Below are 19,914 nucleotides of genomic sequence, written 5' to 3'. Positions count from 1 at the left end.
GGTAGTGAAAGATTACTGCCATGCCGATTCATGTCATACTATACCTCATTTGTATTACAGGTAATTCCATTTAGTGTTTGAACGTTATCAAGGCGGTGAGCGTGCCATACTCGTGCACGTCGATTTTCCCGATCAAAACAATCAAGAAGACCTTACTGAGTTTGTTGACTTAACAAATTCGGCGGGTATTGAAATTTTAAGCATAGTGACAACCAGCCGCTCGTCTCCTCAGCCGAAATATTTTGTTGGTACTGGCAAAATAGAAGAGATTGCTCAGCTTGTTGCTGATGAAAAGGCTGATGTTGTGTTGTTTAATCACTCTCTATCACCATCTCAAGAGAGAAATATTGAGCATTTGGCGAAGTGTCGGGTGGTTGATCGCACTGGATTGATTCTCGATATTTTTGCGCAACGTGCTCAAACCCATGAAGGGAAACTTCAAGTTGAACTGGCGCAATTGCAACATTTATCAACTCGGCTGGTACGTGGTTGGACTCACTTAGAGCGGCAAAAAGGTGGTATCGGATTGCGCGGTCCTGGTGAAACCCAATTAGAGACTGACCGCCGATTATTAAGAGAGCGTATAAAAACTATACGAAAACGGTTAGAGAAAGTCGAAAAACAGCGCGAGCAAGGGCGTCGATCGCGTAAGCGAGCGAATGTCGCAACGGTATCATTGGTGGGCTATACCAATGCCGGCAAATCAACGTTATTCAATCGATTAACGGAAGCGCATGTGTTGGCGGAAGATAAATTATTTGCAACTCTGGATCCGACACATCGACGTATATCTCTAAACGACCATCAATCTGCAATACTGGCAGATACAGTAGGGTTTATTCGACATCTACCGCATGATTTGGTCGCTGCATTTAAAGCGACCTTGCAAGAAAGTCGAGAAGCAGACATTTTGTTACATGTGATTGATGCATCCGATGATCGCAGAGAAGATAATAAAGAGCAGGTGTACGAGGTGTTGCGTGAGATAGATGCAACGGACAATGTGACTATTGAAGTTTATAACAAGTGCGATAAGGTAAATGGTCTATCGCCAAGAGCCGAAAAAGATCCCGAAACGGGTAACTTTCGCGTATATTGTTCGGCAATTACTGGTGCCGGCTTAGACGGCATTTTAGAAACCGTTGCTGAATTATTACAAGAAGAGTGGCGTGAAGAAACATTGTTATTGTCAAATCAGCATATGGCCTTGCGAGGTCAATTGTTTGATTTGAATTGTATAGAAAACGAACAAGTAACGGACGCAGGCGAGTTTGTTCTTCAAATTAAGCTGCCTGTATCTGATTGGAAGCGATTAGAGCGCAAAAATGACATTAATCTGGACGCAATGATTACGCCGAAACATTGATTCTTGTGACAGCGCTCCTTACAATTTTGAACGAAATGAATTTTAACAACCCAACGAATATTGGAGAAAGATATGACCTGGAATTCACCGGGCGGTAATAATAAAGATCCATGGGGCAACCGTAATAAGCAAGATGGGCCTCCTGATATTGATGAAATGGTGAAAAAACTGTGGCGCAAAGTTTCTGGCAGTAATGGCGGTGGTTCGAACTCGGGCAGTTCCAAGCCAATTATTTTTATTGTGCTGATTGTGGCTGCTCTTTTCTGGATTTGGAAAGGCGTATACATCATTAACGAACAAGAAAGAGGCGTCGTCCTTCATTTTGGTGAGTTCAAAGAAATCGTCGGTTCCGGTTTACAGTGGGTTCCTGCTGGCATCGAAACGATACGTAAAGTTAACGTAAACAAGCTTGAAGAAAAGCGTGTTCAAGGCGTTATGTTGACTAAAGACTTAAATATCATCGATGTACAAATTGGTATTCAATATCGGGTTGATGACCCTCGCAATTATCTATTTGAGTTATCTTCACCTGATACAACTTTGCAACAAGCCGCAGAAAGTTCGCTCCGTCAGGTAGTCGGTGATAGCAAAGTTGACGCTCTCTTAACGACAGAAAAAGAGAGAATTCGAAATGAGATTTTGCGTGAATTAGAGCGTATTTTAGAAAGCTACAATGCTGGTTTAAAAGTCGAGCAGCTGACGTTAGAGAAAGCCGCGCCTCCTCAAGCCTTGAATGACGCTTTTGAAGACGTTAACCGGGCGGAACAAGATGCGAAAAAAGAGTTGCAGAATGCAGAAGCTTACAGAAATAAACAGATTCCTGAAGCTCGAGCTAATGCAGAGCAAATGAGACAACAGGCTGATGCGTATGAAGCGAAAGTTGTTGCGCAAGCGAATGGTGAAGTAGCGCGTTTCAACAAGCTTTTACCGCAATATGAAAAAGCACCTCAAGTAACCCGCGATCGTTTGTATTTGGAAACAATGGAACAGATACTAAAAAGTTCGACAAAAGTTATGGTTGATGTCGAAGGCGGTAATAACATGATGTATTTGCCACTTGATCAAATCATGAAAAAGCAGCAGGAGAATCGATAATGCAAGGTAAAAGTTTTTGGTTCCTCTTATTAGGATTTTTAGTTCTTCTGCTTGGTGTTAACTCTCTTTTTGTTATCGATGAGTCAGAAAGAGCGTTGAAGCTAAGATTTGGTAAGGTGCTACGAGATTCGAGTGATGTGCCAATCGTATATCGTCCAGGATTGCATTTTAAATTGCCCGTCGCTGATACGATCAAACGTTTAGATGCTCGAGTGCAAACGATGGATGCTCAACCCGATGTATTTACAACATCGAATAAACAGTTTTTGGATGTTGATACCTACGTTCAATGGCGTGTTATTGATTTTCCGCAGTTTTACTTACGAACTGATGGTCAGTTTCGTAAAGCCGAATCGTTTCTTGATCGACTCGTCGATAATGGATTACGAGAGCAATTTGGTCGACGCACTTTACAGGAAGCTATCTCAGAGCAGCGCGAAGATTTAATGGACGAAATCGAAAAAGCGCTTAACGAACGAGTTCCTGAGTACGGAATTGAAGTCGTTGATATTCGCGTTAAGAAAGTTAATTATACGTCGCGAGTTGTTGAGCAAGTTTATGAGCAAATTCGTTCTGAGCGTCGTGCAACGGCCGTTGATATTCGTTCGCAGGGCCAAAAAGAAGCGAGTATCTTGAGGTCTAAAACGGATGCCGATGTACAACGTATTTTGGCTGAAGCCGATGAGTACTCGCGAACTATTCGTGGTGAAGCCGATGCGACGGTCGCTGAAGTGTATGCTAATTCTTACAACAAAAACTCAGAGTTCTATGCGTTTTTAAGAAGCTTAGATGCGTACAGAGAATCTTTCAGTAATAAAGGTGATGTTCTTGTGATTCAGCCTGACAGTGAGTTTTTCAAGTATTTGAAAAATTCTAAAGCTCGCTAATCAAAACTGTCGAGATGACAAAAAAGCCTGATCTTTGATCAGGCTTTTTTGTTTGAAGTCAATGATTTGTAATAACTTCTTTACAGTTGGGGTAAGGTATGACTGAGCTTTGGATAGCTTTAGCGCTGGTTTTGGTGATAGAGGGTATTTTGCCTTTCGCAAACCCTAAAGCTTGGCGTAATTTTGTTTTGAGCATGGCAGAGCAGTCTGATAAGTCATTGAGAATTATCGGATTTATATTCATGATTGGAGGGCTCTTTTGGCTCACTCTTTTAAAAAGTGGTTGAGTAAATAGAGCGTCTAACTGGCGTTTTATAAATAATTAACTATTATCGGTGCTCAATCTTTGAATAGCATTGTGAATGCCTCTCAATAGCGGTAGAATCCGCGGTTCGGTTTTCCGTTCAGGAAGCAAACTTTAACTGCTTTAAAATTTTCTAATATGGCTAAAAATGTTGTTGTTTTAGGCACCCAATGGGGTGACGAAGGAAAGGGTAAAGTCGTTGACTTGCTCACTGATCGTGTAACAGGCGTCGTACGCTATCAAGGCGGGCATAATGCGGGCCACACCTTAGTTATTGAAGGTGAGAAAACGGTATTGCACTTAATTCCCTCCGGTGTGTTGCGTGATGGTGTCATGTGCTACATCGGTAATGGCGTGGTGCTATCTCCAGAAGCATTAATGGAAGAAATCCACATGCTCGAGGAGCGAAAAGTTCCAGTACGAGAAAGATTACGTATTAGCGCCGCTTGTACCTTAATTTTGCCATACCACGTTAAGCTTGATGTCGCTCGCGAAGCGGCGAAAGTCGGCAATAAAAAGATTGGTACGACAGGTCGTGGAATTGGCCCTGCTTACGAAGACAAGGTTGCCCGACGCGGACTTCGTGTCGAAGATCTTTTTTATCCTGAGCGCTTAAAAGAGAAGCTTGAAGAAGTCTTGTCTTATCATAACTTCGTGTTAGAAAATTATTATCAGCAAGAAAAAGTCGATCTTGAAAGTTTGTACCTCCAATGTTTGGAGTGGGCGAAAGAAATTAAACCACTCGTTGCTGACGTTCCAGAAATGCTGCACCAAGAAAGAACCAGTAATAATTCGCTTCTTTTTGAAGGTGCTCAAGGTACTTTGCTTGATATCGATCATGGTACTTTCCCATTTGTTACTTCCTCCAATACAACTGCGGGTGGCACTGCAACCGGTAGTGGATTTGGTCCTCTGTACTTAGATTATGTTTTAGGTATTACCAAAGCTTACACCACTCGTGTGGGTGGCGGACCTTTTCCAACCGAGCTCCACGATGACATCGGGAAGCGCTTAGCTGAGCGTGGACACGAGTTCGGCGCCACGACAGGTCGACCTCGACGTTGTGGGTGGCTTGATGCTGTCGCGCTTCGTCGTGCTATTCAAATCAATAGTGTCAGTGGTCTATGTCTCACCAAGCTTGATGTTCTTGATGGTCTTGAGACCGTAAAAATCTGTACCAGTTATACCTGTCCTGACCAAGGTGAGCTTAATGTGACGCCGGTAGGCGCAGAGGGATTTGAAAAAGTTAAACCTAATTACATTGAAATGCCAGGATGGTCAGATAACACATTTGGTGTTAAGTCTTACGATGAATTGCCAGACGCCGCACGCGCCTTCATCAAGAAAATTGAAGAAGTTGTGGGTGTTCCGGTAGATATCATTTCAACAGGGCCAGATCGAGTAGAGACAATTATTTTGCGCGATCCCTTCGCTGAAAAATAATTTCTAAGTTAACTTTTCAAAACAAATAAAAAAAGCTGCTATTGCAGCTTTTTTTATGGTGTTTTCTGGATAATTAAAAGGTTTTTCGTTTAAGAAAAAGCTTTTGTTCCGAAGGCTTCGAGGAATTTCTTTTCTAAAGCACCAACGTATGATTTTTGATAGATGGATGACTTTTTCTTTTGGCTGTTAAGTGCCGCTAAAAACTCTTCCATTGAAGTTTCTTCTACATGATAACTTTTTAATTTTTTACTGAACATGGCAGCTCCGTCTGTTTGTCTCTGATTTGTGACACAGTATAAAGTTTGGGCCTTGACAGCAAAATCCCATTCTACGGAAGGTGATGTAGGAAATTGACCATTCTGCTATTGGGAGAGCGCCAATTTCCTGAAAAATAGAAGAATTTTAAAGAAAAGGTTAAAAAACAACCTGTTTTCGGTGGTTTTAAAGTTAATTAGATAATTCTGGTTGTCGATCCAGTATGTGTTGTTTTATCGAATCACTGATTTCTGTTTTCTGGTGAGAGTGATAATCAACCATTACGATGCGCGCTTCGCCAGTTGTAACCAGTGCGTTTTGAGCCGTACTAAAAATGGCGTACTCCTGATCAAAGTCGTTGTCGCGAATTTCAGATACTCGGCAGCCAACTTTTAGAACATCTGGGAAAGTAACCGGCCTACGATAGCGGCATTCTGTTGAGGCCAAGATCGGCCCAATCTTTTTCGTTTCCATCTCATCCATAATGTGTGTTTGACGAAAATAAGCGATGCGGGCGCTTTCAAAGTACCGAAAATAAATCACGTTATTAACGTGCTGAAATGCATCCATGTCACCCCAATGGATATTTATATCAATAATAACCGGATAATTTTTCTCAAGTTCTTCGAGTGTTTTAATCATAACTGCTCTCTATCGTCGAAAAATGGATAAAAATGGGATTTTAAACTGAGTTAAAATAATCCCGATAAATAAAATGGAAATACCAATAACTTGATGTTGTGACAGTATTTCGTGATTAATGGGTATTGCCAACAAAGCAACGAAGATGACTCCGGTCGATGCGAGTAAGCTTGCCTCGTAGCTCCGTAATACTTTCATTACATGGTTAAATACAATCAATGTTAAAGCCAGAGAAAAGACGCCATTGGCTAAAATAATTAGTGCGTCATTTAAACCAATTGTAAGTTCGCTGCCTTCCGTTAATATTCCAATAGCAACCAGCGGTAAGCCACCAATCCAAATCGCTAACGTGGAAAGCATAACACTCGACACAGAACTTTTATGATGTACCATAAATCGCCGAATCAAATTGTTGGTCAACGCTAGAAAAAACACACCCAAGGCAACGAAAATAATTCCTGAAATACGCTCAGGAGTTGGAATTGAATCGAAATATACGGTTAAACCGGATAACGCAATGAGTGCTCCTAAAAATTGGATCAGATAAGGACGCTCATTTAACAAAAAGATACTCAGAAACATGGTAACCAGGCCAACAAAATTAACCAGATAAGCGTGAGTTGTCACCGGCAGAAGCTCTAAACCGGCAAGAAATAAAAATCGTACCATGGTGAAGTTGCAAAAACCGATAGCCAATATATAAAGCCATTGAGCGCGAGTTAGGTGTGTAGGCAGAGATTCTTTTCGCCACAGGAAGGTATAACCCGTCAAAAACACCATTGCGACTAAAATTTGGAGCCAGTTAAAGGAAAAGGCGCTGACTCTCTCGAGTGATACTTTCGCCAAAACAGTAACCAAAGCGGCAATAAATATGGTTGCTACAAGTGTTATTGCAGCTTTAAGATGTTGACTCATAAATATTTTTTGTAGGTGATGTAGACCTAGGATACTTAACTTAAGCGCAAAGATCCAAGTCGACATGAATTCGAGTTATGCAAACATGAATGGACTTAGTAACTGTTAATGCCAAGCTTGCCGGGGTTATGGATAACTTATATACTACCTGTTTAAGTAGTTATGTGTTCCAGTGGGTTTAATATTCTTTCGCTCGATCGATTTAAATCGCATCGATACTTCGCGATATTACGATCAAACGAGACAGCACGATCAAATGCGACATTTCGATCTAATTCGAGATCACATCAAAAGCGATAGAGCTTAGAAACGACTGGAACTTGAGTGAGCGAAAGGTGGAGGTCAGCATCAACTTGGAGACGAATGTTGAATCGGTGGTACTACAACCCGATTACTATCTTTCTAATTTTAAAATATTATTGTCTTTCGTTGCCGATCGATACTCATTTCTATTGTCAGAAAAAGAATCTCGTTTTTACAAAACGTTCTCCTGTTTAAGCGCAGATGCCCAAAAGTTACTCACTCGTTGTTATATGAGAAAAGGTCAGCTTTTCCGACTTGATAAACTGAATTATACCGAGATTAACGACAAAGATGAGGCGCTCAAAGAGCTTATAAACGCTAATTTAGTGTCTGAATTAGAGTCACAAAGTGTCGCTGACTGGATAACTCTATTTAATAAAGCGGAATTGGTAAAAGCCTTTAATAAATCGGAATGGAAGAACTTTAAGCGAAAAGAACTTGAGCTTTTTGTTATTGAATTTTGTGAAAATCACGACATTCCTCAAGCGATAATTGATCACACGATTCTTTTTGTTCCCAGTGATAACTTTGAAACCTATCGTTTATTATTCTTTGGCAATCTCCGTCAAGATTTAACCGAGTTTGTTTTACAAGATCTCGGACTAATGACTTATGAGAGTTATTCAATATCGGATAAGAGTTTAGCGATAAAAAACCGAGACGAAATAGACGCTCTAAAAACTCTGCATGAACTATCGGAGTTGATTCACTCGCGACCAGAATGGACACCTGAATTAATGGATCAAGCGATTGAACGTATTCCACAATTGCAAAGTCAATCAACGTTATATTTAAGAAGGCGAAGCAAAATTATTTATGCCCTCGCGCGAGAAAATGAACGGATGGGAGAATATGCACGAGCGGCTGAAATGTATCCGCAATCACAACACGAATTAGCGCGTGAGCGATACATTCGCTGTTTAGAAAAATTGAATAAGCCTGAGTTAGCTTGGTATGAATTGCAGAAATTGGATGCAGAAGCGACCTCTTTTCATGACAAGAGTTTTGTCTTAACGTTTGAAAAAAAGCTAGCAAAGCGATTACGGGAGACGGTCAAAAATAGAACGTCTTTTTATATAGAGGAGCAAGCCATTCAATTAAGTCGAAGTCAACGTTCGGTCGAGTTGGATGTTTGTGATTGGCTTGCTCAACAGGGTGGTGTTGCGTATTGGACGGAAAATTCTGTTTTTAATACCTTGTTTGCTCTGATTTATTGGCAAGGCATTTTTGAAGATATTGAGGGCGCTTTTTATAATCCTTTTCAAACTCAGCCTGCGGATATTTATGAACCATTGTTCATAACAAGACGTGAATCTACCTTACTCAAAATACGCCAGCTTTTTCAAGATGGCAGTTGCTTTCGTTCTCATATTCGAGACACCTATCAATCAAAATATTCATTAGCTTGCTCATTCGCTCATTGGCAAATGGTTGATGCTGAGCTCCTAGATACGTTATTAGAAAAAGTTCCGTTTTCGGATATGGATAAAATTACTCAACGTATTTTATCGTCGCCTAAAGAATTTCGGTCGGGTCAACCTGATTTGATTTATTTTGATAATAACGGCAACTATGAACTAATCGAAGTAAAAGGGCCTGGTGATCGATTGCAAAACAATCAGAAGGCGTGGTTTGATTTTTATCAAAAAAATAATATACCGCATAGAGTCATTCGAGTGATCTATGATGACTGAAAAGTTAAATCCCGATATTGACGCCAATGCAATGGAAAGTGACGTTTCTGAAGTGGGACATGCTGAAGTATCGGATGTAACTAATGGTCGAATTTCTGAAACCGACTTTCAGTTCTCTGTCACAGAGCTGGCTGAATTTAGTTGTCGCACTGGCGATTTATCATCTTGGGGTGAAGGTGGTCCTTCGTCTTATGAGGGTATTCGAGGGCATCAAAAACTCCAGAGTCAACGAAAAAAACAATTATCGAATTATCAATCTGAAGTATCTGTTGAGCTCGTACATGATTGGAGTGAAAAAACAGTTTTAATACGTGGTAGGTTAGATGGCCTTTGGCTAGATGACGTATCAAATGAACCTACTATTGAAGAAATTAAAACAACGTACTTGGAGTCTGAATTCATTCCTGAAAGCAGTCGTTCCGTTAATTTAGCTCAACTGAAAATTTATGGCTGGATGTATTGTCGAAAACATCAAATCGAAACAATACGCCTGCAGCTCACTTGGATGAATTTGAACGACGACAGTTTATCGGTTGAAAGTAGCCAGTATTCTATTGACGAGTTGGAAGCCTTTTCAGTTGCCGCTATTGAAAAATATTGCTCATGGTTGAATAAAATATTTATCCATCAGCTAAAAGTCAAGAAAGCTTGCGAAGCTTTTCAATTCCCTTTCCCTGAATTTAGAGAAGGGCAGCGGGCACTCTGTGCTGAAGTATATCGCTCTATTCGTGACGAAAGAATAATGGCTTTCGAAGCTCCTACGGGAATTGGAAAAACAGTAAGTACGTTATTTCCTGCAGTTAAAGCGATGGGTGAGGGAAAAATAAAGCAAATCGTTTATTTAACCGCTAAAACTTCAGGACGCAGAGCTGCCAGAAATACATGTAATAAACTTATTGAGATCAAGCCAGCCCTAAAAGTTTTGACCATTACTGCCAAAGAAAAAGCTTGTTTTTGTACCAATGAAAAGTCGGATGAAACTCTATGTCGATATAAAGTTGGTTATTTTGATCGATTGAATAACGCATTGAACTATTGCTTTGAACAATCGAATTTGGATGACTCTACAATAAGAGAAGCTTCTAATAAATTTAAAGTCTGTCCATTTTCATTATCGTTATCGCTTGTGCCTTGGGTTGATGTTGTTATTTGCGACTTCAATTATTTAATGGATCCACTGGTTCAGTTACCTCACTTTGTCGCAAATGGTAAACAAGCTGTATATTTAATTGATGAAGCGCATAATTTAATTGAGCGTTCATGTGACATGTATTCTGGTCAGCTTTCGGAAACATTGGCATTGGAAGTTCTTGAGGATGAACCTTCAATGTCTCGTTATGTCAATCGTATAACCGCTGCGCTTCTTAAAGTCGATCAACTCGAGAGTAAGTTATCAGAAGCGGCGATTCCAGTGGATGTTTGTAAACCTATTGGTGACGTCACGGCTCGGTGTTTAAGTGAAGCCATGTCAAACATTCATTCGGAAGTTATGTCACCTAAGCTATCCCAATGGTTTAAACAAATTATTCGTTTTTCAAAAATCTCTGAATTGTCGAAGGAGCGTCATTTTGGATTTCTTGAGCACCAACAAAACGGATTGATCGAGTCTTTAGTATTAAATCTACGAGCGATGAATACCGGGGAATATTTATCGGCTATCTTTCGCCAGTTGCGCTCCGTCATTTTATTTTCAGGGACTTTTACACCCGAAAGTTATGTGCGTTATTCGTTAGGTCTTTCTGACTCAGTCAAATATCATAAAATGCACTCTCTATTTGATAGCTCGCAGCAACTGGTTTGTGTATCAAAGACGATTGATATGCGATATAACCAACGAGATCAATTCATTGGGTCATTGGTTGATATTATTCACTCGACGATTCAGGCTAAGAAAGGCAATTATTTAGTTTCATTTGGTAGTTATGCCTTTTTAAGAAAAGTTTTTGAGGCGTATCAAGAGAAGTATCCTACGGACAATATATTCACTCAAGAGTCGAACTATACCGACTCAGAGAAAGAACACGTCATCAATCAATTCTTTGATGGTTCACATCGAACCGGGTTTGTCATTACGGGCGGCATTTTCACAGAAGGAATTGATTATATCGGAGATGCACTAACCGGTATTATAATTATTGGCACGGGAATGTCGGTGCGTGACAACGTTCGGGAATCTGTTCGACAGGATGCAGAAAATCATGGAATGAATGGATTTGATATTGCATATCGCTACCCCAGTTTGCAAAGGGTTCTTCAATCTGCTGGGCGAGTTATTCGAAGTGAAGATGACAAAGGTGTTATCATTTTAATCGATAAACGCTTTAACTCACCGGACTATACTAATTATTTTCCAGACCATTGGCATTTAAAATCTTTTAGCAACAACTCAGAGCTTGATTATTTATTCAATGACTTTTGGAAAAAGAATTAATATAGTCAACGTTATTGACGATTAACTAAAGCTAGTTAGCATGAAAGAAATCACTTGGAACGATTTTGAAAAAGTTGAATTGAGAGCAGGAACCATCGTTGAAGTTAATGATTTTGTTGAAGCAATAAAGCCGGCGTATCAATTGAGAATCGACTTTGGCGAATCAATCGGAATATTAAAGTCGAGCGCTCAACTTAAAGCTCTCTACTCAAAAGAAGATTTACTCGGTAAGCAAATTGTCGCTGTGATCAATTTTCCGAATAAACAAATAGGTCCCTTTATGTCGGAATGTTTGGTGACCGGCTTTTATCGTGACAATGGTGATGTTGTTTTAACAACCGTTGATAATTCCGTACCCAATGGAGCACGCATGGGGTAAATAAAACGCTAGTGTCAGTTCTCTAAAAACGCTTTTATAATTTGATAAATCGAGTACATTTCAACTGGATACATTTCTCAGTTTTTATTCTTTAAAAGTCTAGATATATGGTTCTCAGAGCTAAAAGATTATGTCCACTTTACTTTATTTTTAATGCTAACAATGGGTTATCGTGAGCCTGCCATTGTTACAAAAATATTTGGTTAAAAAATAGCAAATATTACCATTGTCTGTATCTCATATGTTTAATAACATCCTCGCCAAGTTGTATAGGGTGCGGTTTTTTCTCCCGTCCTCTAGGTCTAGTTGGAATCAAAACAAAGCAATTACGGATGTGTACTATGAGAAAGTTTCTTGTTTTAACCTCAATTCTTACCAGTCTTTTATATAGTTCAACACTCCTCTCAGATAAAGATTCCATTAGTCGCAGTATCCTTGACCAAGGTAGAAATCTCTATAATTTTCTTGATTTAGACCGTAAAGCTTTCGAAATGGCTGTTGAAAGTATGGCGGCTCAAATGTACGAGGGTAAGCCTCCTAATTTTGCTTTAGCTCAAGATGTCGTTAAAGTTCTTAAAAGTTATGGCGGTAATGGTAGTGAATCCGTTGATTTTCGCTGCGAAGATGGTAAAGCAATTAGAAGTTTTTATTCGAAAACCAACGCTTATGTTCATGGCATTACTTTTGACTGTCGTTCAGTTGAACCCGATGGAACACCAGAGTGGGGTAACACTCAAGGTTACATAGGTAGACCGGGTGGAAATACAATTTATCATTCGTGCGGTTCCAATCATTGGGTAAGTGGGTTTGCTGGTCGCTCAGGATCTTGGCTCGATAAAATTCAACCCTTGTGTTCAAGTGCCAGTCGTAGCCAACAAGGCCAATTCGTTCGAGGTGTAGCGGCCGGTGGTGAGGGCGGAAATGAATTTACTAATTTTTGTGGTATTGGATTTATTGCTACTGGTGCCAATATCAAGATCAATAGCAGTTACATTGCTAGCATCCAACCGGTTTGTACGCGTCTAGATGACCTTAATTCTTTAGAAGATGATATGCGTCCGCGCTTTAAAGCGAGCTCGACGATATCAATAAACTACGATCTTTCAAGCCGTTATTTCTGGAGCTATGGTCCTCATGATGGCAAGGTGACTGCACTAAGAGTACCTAAAGAAATAATCGACTCTGATTACAAATTGTTTCTCGAGCGTTCTGGAAACTATGGCGTAAAAATTAAAAATAATGAAGGAACCTACATTGCGTTAGGTGACGATATTGAAGAACCTACGACTTTCAAGTTAATTCCCTATTCTAACAAACATTACGGATTACTCTGTCCCAATGGAAAATACGTTGAAGCTCAAGCATGGGGAGCGGATGCGTCACTTCGCTGTACCGCGAGTTGGCTCGACACAAACAAAAGTCTATTTAAAATCAATCATTCTGACTTTAGCAAAGAACTTAAAAATCACGTTTATCAGTATGGCTTGAGTAATTCAATCAATTATGAAGAATCCTTTTTCACTATCGAGGTTCCGGAAAATCAAAATTTCTTGCGCGTAACAACAAGTGGCGGAAGCGGAGATGTCGATGTCTTCGTTAAAGGAGGCAGTGAGCCGACTCTTGCTGATTTGACTTGTGGTGCATTTGGTCTCACAACGGAAGAGCAATGTGACATCATGAATCCAGATGCTGGAACTTATCACATTGTGTTGCGAGGATATCCAACATACAGTGGTGTGAAAGTTATTGCTCAGCACAGCCAAGAATTGTCGAACCATTCTGAGAAGCTACTTTTTAGTGCGGAAGACAGTGAGCGAAAGCTTTTCACGTTTAAAGTAGATCAAGCAGCAAAAAGTTTAACGTTTAATCTTGATGTTCGTACCGGTGATGCTGAACTCTTTGTTAAGCGGGGTAGTTTTCCGGGCATCAATAGTGCTAAATGCCAATCAACACAAAATAATTCCAATCGATTAATCTGCCATATTAACGATCCCATTCAGGGAGCAACTTATCATGTTATGGTAAGGGGACTTGAGCCTTTCCTGGCCATGTTTAAAACAACATTAATTGTCGATACCGATGGCGACGGAATTTTCGACGATGCTGATCTTGATGATGATAACGATGGCATCCCTGATGTTGATGATGCTTTTCCTTTAGATCCTGACGAGTATCTAGATTCCGATGGTGATGGAATCGGTAACAATGAAGATTACGATGACGATAACGATGGTTTAAACGACCGGTACGATCCTTTTCCCCGCGATGGCCGAACATTAAGTCAAATATGTTCTTCTCAAAATAATCCGTGTAATCTTTACGAGTTGATGAAAAATCTTGCGCAAGAACATGCTCAAGACGAAACTAAATTGAGTTATATTGAAAGCTCGGATATTTATAAAGAATTGGCAGCTATTAGCGTTTCTGACGACATAAAGATATTAACGAATACGTCAACAATGCGAATGCAGATAACTAACTATGGTGTGCCTGTTACCGCTTATCTTACATTACTTGAAACAACACCGATATCTGCGGGCGACTTAGCTTCTGAAGAGTTAATTCTGACGATGGATCTTGCTTCAGCGACTAATACAGTGAAACAAAAGGCAAATGAGCTGAACGATCTATTTGGTAATTATTCTGGAGCGAGTGGCAACAATGCATTTAACCCCACGCTAAACTCTCCCGTGTTAACCGTTGTACTTTCAGACAGTCAGTTCTTGCTCTATAAAGATGATAATACGGTTGAGTATATAGAAGATGTTGTTTCCGTTGCGAAAACGCCCTCTGTTCGATTTGATTGGACGACTCTACCTTACGATGTAAAAAATATTTATCGTGGTGCTTATCAAAGCAAGTCCTTTGTTGATGTAAATCCTGGTTTGAATATATCGACTTCAATCAATTTAAATCGTATGACAACTATTTTTAATAAAACCTTCTCTAATTTTCAGTTGAGTTCAAATGTTGTCACCGAAATTAGTTTGGGGGCATCTCTAAGCTCTTTGATAAACTTTGATATCAATCCGAAACAAAGTTACTTACGGGCGACATTAAATTCGAGCAATGTTTCTAACTTTGGCAGTATTGAAACGAATTTACCGATTGAGAATACGGGCAGTGAAGACGATGCTAGTGGTAACGATAATGTTAAGGTTAAAGAGATCCAGCTGGGAATTGGTTTGTCGCGTTCGGGATTGTTCGAAACAAACTCCACGCTTAACATTGAACTCGGTACTCAACTACAAATTGCTCAGGCGCCAACACAAAGTTCGGTTTATCTGTTGGGTAGTACAGAGTTTAATCCGAACGGAGAGAGTGCGCTTACGTTTATTTCTGATGTCTATAACTGGCAACATCCTTTCGGTTTTAACTGTTTTGCATTAAACCATGCTGGTCTGCAGCTTTTGACCACAACGCAACTCTCTTCGGTTCAAGGTCAAGTCGGAGCTGAAGTAGTTTATAAGCCAAGCTGTGCAACGACTGAGCGAATAAATATTGACGATAGTAGCCTTAAGAAATACAAAGGGCGGATAAGCTTCGAAAAGTTCGCCGACTACAACCGTGAAGCGATTGATTTTGAATTCGAGAGTTTAAACTCAAATGTAATCGACTCTTTTGCCGATGACTATTTAGCGCAGAATAATGCAAACTATGATTGGGCTGCACTGGTAGAGTCCGATACCAGCGATATTAAATCCCCATTACGTTTTGAAAAAGGCACATTAAGTCTTGAAACGATTGGTACAGGCGTCGCTCAAGATCGACAGTACAAACTGACGGCCGAAGCTAATGTTAGTATTCCGCGCCAAGTTGCCAATAATAGTTTCGAAAACTGTAATTCAAACAATAATCGTTGTGCCAAATTGAATGGCATATTTGAAGCTCAGGTTATCAACGGTGCACCTACCGTAACCATTGGTGGAGAACTTCTTGATGCGAACTCCGAAAATATTGAAACGCTTATGGAGTATTACTTCACCGCGCAAAATATTGAAAGTGCAGACTGGAAAAAAGTCCTCGAGCACAAATATATCAATATTAATCGATTCTTTATCCAAGGGCGTCTCGGTCAAAATTCTTCTTTGACCGCTGCTTTGGAATTAGGTGTTTGTTTGGATTCGGAAGGCAAGCCTACCAATAATAACCAGATAAATGGCGACGAGCGATGTGACGACAGTGAAGTTGAATTGACGACACGAGGTCAATTGATTGTTACAGCATCGGGTATTCGATTAGAAACGGAGCTTTCGAATGCGTCACTCGCTATTCCATTCTTGACTAATACAACCATGCAAGAAGGCAATCTTGCCATCGATTACAATTGGCAAGACGATAATGCATCGGTTAATGTAGCGCTAGGCGGAACCCTTCGCTATCAAGGGGAAACGGGAACTGAGTACACAGCGATTCTTACTACCGATGTCGTTAATACCAATGGTACGAATAATCTTGATGCCCAACTAAGTATTAGTGGCAACCAAACGATAACGGCACACGATCTTTTTGGGCTACTAGGTTCTAGCTCGCAAGCAGAAGGTGCTTTAGCAGGATTTAGAGAACGTTATGGCGACTACGCAATACATCTTGATGCCAATGATTTAACGATCGACTTTTCATATTCAGGTACCGAAAATGCTTGGAAATTTTCAACCTATCTAAATTCTGGTGTTAATGTTTCGATTAAAGACGTTGAAAGTAACCAAGATGAGTTTTTAAGTTGTCGAGATGGAAATAGCGCCTTTACGCAAAAATTCAATTTCTTAATCAGTGGTATTCACTCAGAAAACCAAACCAAACTTTTGTTGGCTCTACCGGATCTTCTTAATAGTTCTGGGGACGATGATTGTACGGTAGAAGAACTCGTTCCAGCGACCGATCTTGAGTATGCAAAACATACGGATAATCAAAACTCTGGAAAATCATCTGGATTTGGACTCGAAGATATTTCCTTTGAAAAATCCGCACTCATTTTAGCAACGCACGATTTTAACGTTGAAGAGCTGACTGAAACCGCAAAAATCGTTATTGAAACTTTTGTTCGAGACAATACCGTTTCTCGTCATAAAGGTCGCGATTCCAATAGACCTATTCGGCAAGGTGTCAGTGTCATGGGCTTATTAGCCTATAATAAACTGCCGACCGATGTAGAGACGAACCAAGAAGCCATTAATCAGTTCCTTCCTGACTTTAGTAATACTGCGTTACAAGCGGATTCGAATAGGCGCGTGACAACCAGTAACGAATTGTTCTATGGCGAAGCTTATTTCAATCTTGGTAGTCGAAAAGCCAATTTTGAAATGCAAATTATTCTTCCGGAGATTGTTAACGACGACTATCAAGACTATTTGGCGAGTCAAGACAGCACGAGTAACTACAGTTATCCGAATGCGATTCAAATTCATCCAAGAGCAAGACGAGACTGGTTTGGTTATGCGGGAACGGATTTGTATCTTAACTTAGATTACAACGGGTCCAGTTCTTCTGATACCGCGCTAACGTTTGAAACCGGAATTGATGGACGCGTCGACTTTTTATTGAAGGGTGACTTTAGTGATCCTCTAAAACTCAAAGTGAACGGAAAACTGTCGAACACCAAAATGCAAATCTGTGCGGCACTCGCCGCGAGCAATGTCGACGTGCGTTGTCCAGACGATCTGGGTAATGGTTATACCATCGATAGTGGAACAACCAATAATCATAACGATGCCCGTACATTATTTGGTATTAGCTGGCTTAAATTTGCCAATGCTGGATTCCTAATTGGTATTGAGCAAGGTCAATTAGAGCTTGGGTTGACAGCACAGGTCTTCTTGCAAAAAGCGACCAACGATTGGGCTAATATTGATTTAGAACGATTTAACGTTGACTTTGTTGGTCCTGTGCCATCGGGCCTAGACTTTGCGTTAACCACCACTGAGCGACTTAACTCGAATGCGCTGCTTAATTTGCAATACCGAATGGCACGCGATGCAGTTAATACGGGTTCTCAGCTGGTTGGTAGCGGACCGCTATTACCAAATGAATTATTGCCCGTGCCGGCGTTATTGCTCAAACCCGATCCTGATACTGGTTTACTTGAGCTAGCGGTGACGGCCAAATCAAGTGAATACCCTTATGTTCATACCAAAGGTCAGCTAGAAGTACGATTGAATCAAAATAATGCGAGCAATAGTGATGCAGCGCCATTGTTGAACGTTAGTGTTGATGCCACGGTCAGTAAAGATGCTATCGATTTTAAAGCCGAGCAACTAAGTATTCTTGGCTACAATTTTGACAACGTGCGTCTCGATTTCAGTTCCGATAAAGGATTGAACTTTGCTCTCGCAAAATTACCGATTAATTTCGATGTCGACTTTTGTGATATTGGATCTCGTTTAGAGGGCGTAGGTAACGCGGCACGTTGTGCGACTAACTTCTGGGATAAAATCCACGGTTCAGTGAATAGTTTAACGTGTCGTAAGGCAGACTCCGCTGCTGATTGTACCGCAGCGAATTCACTGAAAGTATTCGGTTTAAATACTCACATTCCACGTTTTGGATTATCGACTTTCGCCAGATGTCATCTAGCAGGAACCTGTTCTGCAAGTGTTGATGATAACTGTAGCACGAATGTTGTGGGTGGGACTTGCGACCTGATTAACTCATTTAATCTTGACGGATTTTTCGATACTGAATCCGAAATTAATATCAGTGCAAATGAAGTGTCGTTATCGTCCACTGCCGATTATTGCGCAACGCCTGATCGATGTTTCGCGTTGAACGGTGATAAAGATATTTCTAACAATGTTGCGAATAACTCGGACGTCACGATTAACCAGGTAGACGATCCTTTAAGTCATCCGGTAACGCCCAGCAATATTATTAACAATACGAGCGCGTACACCGACAATGGAAAATTGTATGCTACGAATAGCAATGGCTATTATGTCGATCGTTTCCCATTATCATTTGATAAAGCGTCTTATGCCGGTAACTTGATCGACCTCGATGGTAGTGGCAGTGGCGATATTGTCAGCATTGAAAATCGAGTCTCGCAGCCAACCGGCCATAACGAATTAGTGATGCACTTTAACGGCACCACAGAACAAGTCATCGACCTCACTGATTTTGCAAGTAACAGCCCTGACTCAAGCGTAACGACCAGTCAGCTTCACTTTGCTAATTTTAATAATAGTGGTCGAACGGATATATTGGCAGAGTTCTGGCACGTTAATGATTCTTCCAATAGCTACAAGTACTCCTGGTATCTCCTCGAAGAAGGTGAAGGTAAATGGGTTGAAGTCAACTCAAGAACATTCAATGGAATACCGGGTAATGAGAGCGATTTCTATGCGCCGGAATTACTTGCGGGTGACTTTACCGGTAATGGTAAGACAGAAATCTTGGTCATTAATAATGGACGTTGGACATTGTGTGACGATATCACGCGTGCCGATTGCTTAACGCAAAATGGAAATGTGTTTTCGTTACCGAGTGGCATTTCGAGTAACGACGTTAACAGTATTCGAGTTGGATACTTTGACGATAACAACAGCCTCGATGTGTTCTTTACAACCTTTAATACGGCAACCAAAACCAGCCGTTGGCATGTTGCGTTGTCACAAGGTTTCAATACTTGGAGTTATGTAAGGCTTTCGAATGACGGCACTGCCGACATGAAAGCGAATCAAGCCATGCGATTGTCTTACGATGCAGCATCTGCACAAGATATGCGCGAAAGTCTGCCACACACCTTGCATTTAGGCGACTTCGATGGTGACGGAAAAACCGATATTTTAACCGCTCGCACACAAGCGCAAGACGGCCAATGGGAATGGAAAATTCGTTATAATAACAGCAGTAATCGAGCGGTCGCTTTCTATCCCGCTGAGTTGGTTAACAAAGACTGGGCGAATCCTGAGTATTTATTTGTTAATGACATCAATGGCGATAGTTACGCCGATATCTTGGTGATGTTCGACCAAGGTGCTGATTACGACATCGAATGGAAAGTGGCTGATGGTCATCAAAAGCATCCGCAATTTTATACGCCGAATCTAGCGACTCTGTCGGATCAATGGGCATTACTAAAAATAGCAAAAGACTTAAAGGTAACCACCAAAGCTATCTTTAGTGGTGCGATTCCATCAAGCAAAATTAGTAACGGTTTAATTAGCCCGTCTAATAAAAGTCATCGGCAATAAGGCTAAGGAGA

The 19,914-nt window shown here is 40.6% G+C and carries 12 protein-coding genes; 9 read left to right on the top strand and 3 right to left on the bottom strand.

The annotated features are described in order from the left end of the window. The first annotated feature begins 73 nt into the window (after positions 1–73). From hflX to FAX86_RS13365, 5 genes are all read left to right on the top strand, one after another. Positions 74–1,366 (top strand): ribosome rescue GTPase HflX, encoded by a 1,293-nt coding sequence (hflX, locus tag FAX86_RS13385; protein WP_144393914.1) that lies wholly within the window; start codon positions 74–76, stop codon positions 1,364–1,366. 72 nt (positions 1,367–1,438) lie between these two features. Beyond that, entirely contained in the window at positions 1,439–2,461 is a 1,023-nt protein-coding gene (gene hflK / locus FAX86_RS13380; protein WP_144393913.1) for an FtsH protease activity modulator HflK, read from the top strand. Then, a complete protein-coding gene (gene hflC / locus FAX86_RS13375; protein WP_144393912.1) occupies positions 2,461–3,348 on the top strand; it encodes a protease modulator HflC in 888 nt (295 codons plus the stop codon). Before hflK ends, hflC begins: the two co-directional genes overlap by 1 nt. A 98-nt stretch (positions 3,349–3,446) precedes the next feature. After that, positions 3,447–3,635, top strand: coding sequence for a DUF2065 domain-containing protein (locus tag FAX86_RS13370; RefSeq protein ID WP_144393911.1), 189 nt, complete (start codon positions 3,447–3,449; stop codon positions 3,633–3,635). A gap of 155 nt (positions 3,636–3,790) precedes the next feature. After that, positions 3,791–5,095 carry an adenylosuccinate synthase gene (locus FAX86_RS13365; RefSeq protein WP_144393910.1) on the top strand — a complete coding sequence of 435 codons (1,305 nt, stop codon included), beginning with the start codon at positions 3,791–3,793 and terminating at the stop codon, positions 5,093–5,095. 89 nt (positions 5,096–5,184) lie between these two features. Here FAX86_RS13365 and FAX86_RS22215 read toward each other — a convergent pair whose 3' ends face one another. From FAX86_RS22215 to FAX86_RS13355, 3 genes are all read right to left on the bottom strand, one after another. Further along, positions 5,185–5,352: a hypothetical protein gene (locus FAX86_RS22215; RefSeq protein ID WP_164503576.1), complete on the bottom strand. Its 168-nt coding sequence runs from the start codon at positions 5,350–5,352 to the stop codon at positions 5,185–5,187. Between the two features lie 190 nt (positions 5,353–5,542). Next, positions 5,543–5,992 (bottom strand): acyl-CoA thioesterase, encoded by a 450-nt coding sequence (locus tag FAX86_RS13360; RefSeq protein ID WP_144393909.1) that lies wholly within the window; start codon positions 5,990–5,992, stop codon positions 5,543–5,545. A 9-nt stretch (positions 5,993–6,001) separates the two neighbouring features. Then, on the bottom strand, positions 6,002–6,907 hold the full coding sequence (locus tag FAX86_RS13355) for a DMT family transporter (RefSeq protein ID WP_164503575.1): 906 nt from the start codon (positions 6,905–6,907) through the stop codon (positions 6,002–6,004). A 320-nt stretch (positions 6,908–7,227) separates the two neighbouring features. On the opposite strand from FAX86_RS13355, the gene FAX86_RS13350 reads away from it, so the two are divergent. The 4 genes from FAX86_RS13350 (at position 7,228) to FAX86_RS13335 (ending at position 19,903) form a co-directional block, all read left to right on the top strand. After that, entirely contained in the window at positions 7,228–8,904 is a 1,677-nt protein-coding gene (locus tag FAX86_RS13350) for a VRR-NUC domain-containing protein (RefSeq protein ID WP_144393907.1), read from the top strand. Then, entirely contained in the window at positions 8,894–11,335 is a 2,442-nt protein-coding gene (locus FAX86_RS13345) for an ATP-dependent DNA helicase (protein ID WP_144393906.1), read from the top strand. Before FAX86_RS13350 ends, FAX86_RS13345 begins: the two co-directional genes overlap by 11 nt. 40 nt (positions 11,336–11,375) lie before the next feature. Beyond that, entirely contained in the window at positions 11,376–11,714 is a 339-nt protein-coding gene (locus FAX86_RS13340; RefSeq protein ID WP_144393905.1) for a tRNA-binding protein, read from the top strand. Positions 11,715–12,055: 341 nt separating this feature from the next. After that, on the top strand, positions 12,056–19,903 hold the full coding sequence (locus tag FAX86_RS13335; RefSeq protein ID WP_164503574.1) for a pre-peptidase C-terminal domain-containing protein: 7,848 nt from the start codon (positions 12,056–12,058) through the stop codon (positions 19,901–19,903). Positions 19,904–19,914: the final 11 nt, after the last annotated feature.

Source organism: Pleionea sediminis, assembly GCF_007570825.1.
In the GTDB taxonomy this organism is placed as follows: domain Bacteria; phylum Pseudomonadota; class Gammaproteobacteria; order Enterobacterales; family Kangiellaceae; genus Pleionea; species Pleionea sediminis.
The sequence above is the reverse complement of the archived record's forward strand: the minus strand, read 5'-3'. Positions and strand labels throughout refer to the sequence as shown.

What these genes read in the sequence shown, in the direction of transcription:
- hflK (WP_144393913.1), top strand. Translation starts at nt 1,439, where the DNA reads ATGACCTGGAATTCACCGGGCGGTAATAATAAAGATCCATGGGGCAAC.
- hflC (WP_144393912.1), top strand. Translation starts at nt 2,461, where the DNA reads ATGCAAGGTAAAAGTTTTTGGTTCCTCTTATTAGGATTTTTAGTTCTT.
- FAX86_RS13370 (WP_144393911.1), top strand. Translation starts at nt 3,447, where the DNA reads ATGACTGAGCTTTGGATAGCTTTAGCGCTGGTTTTGGTGATAGAGGGT.
- FAX86_RS13365 (WP_144393910.1), top strand. Translation starts at nt 3,791, where the DNA reads ATGGCTAAAAATGTTGTTGTTTTAGGCACCCAATGGGGTGACGAAGGA.
- FAX86_RS22215 (WP_164503576.1), bottom strand. Translation starts at nt 5,352, where the DNA reads ATGTTCAGTAAAAAATTAAAAAGTTATCATGTAGAAGAAACTTCAATG.
- FAX86_RS13360 (WP_144393909.1), bottom strand. Translation starts at nt 5,992, where the DNA reads ATGATTAAAACACTCGAAGAACTTGAGAAAAATTATCCGGTTATTATT.
- FAX86_RS13355 (WP_164503575.1), bottom strand. Translation starts at nt 6,907, where the DNA reads ATGAGTCAACATCTTAAAGCTGCAATAACACTTGTAGCAACCATATTT.
- FAX86_RS13345 (WP_144393906.1), top strand. Translation starts at nt 8,894, where the DNA reads ATGATGACTGAAAAGTTAAATCCCGATATTGACGCCAATGCAATGGAA.
- FAX86_RS13340 (WP_144393905.1), top strand. Translation starts at nt 11,376, where the DNA reads ATGAAAGAAATCACTTGGAACGATTTTGAAAAAGTTGAATTGAGAGCA.
- FAX86_RS13335 (WP_164503574.1), top strand. Translation starts at nt 12,056, where the DNA reads ATGAGAAAGTTTCTTGTTTTAACCTCAATTCTTACCAGTCTTTTATAT.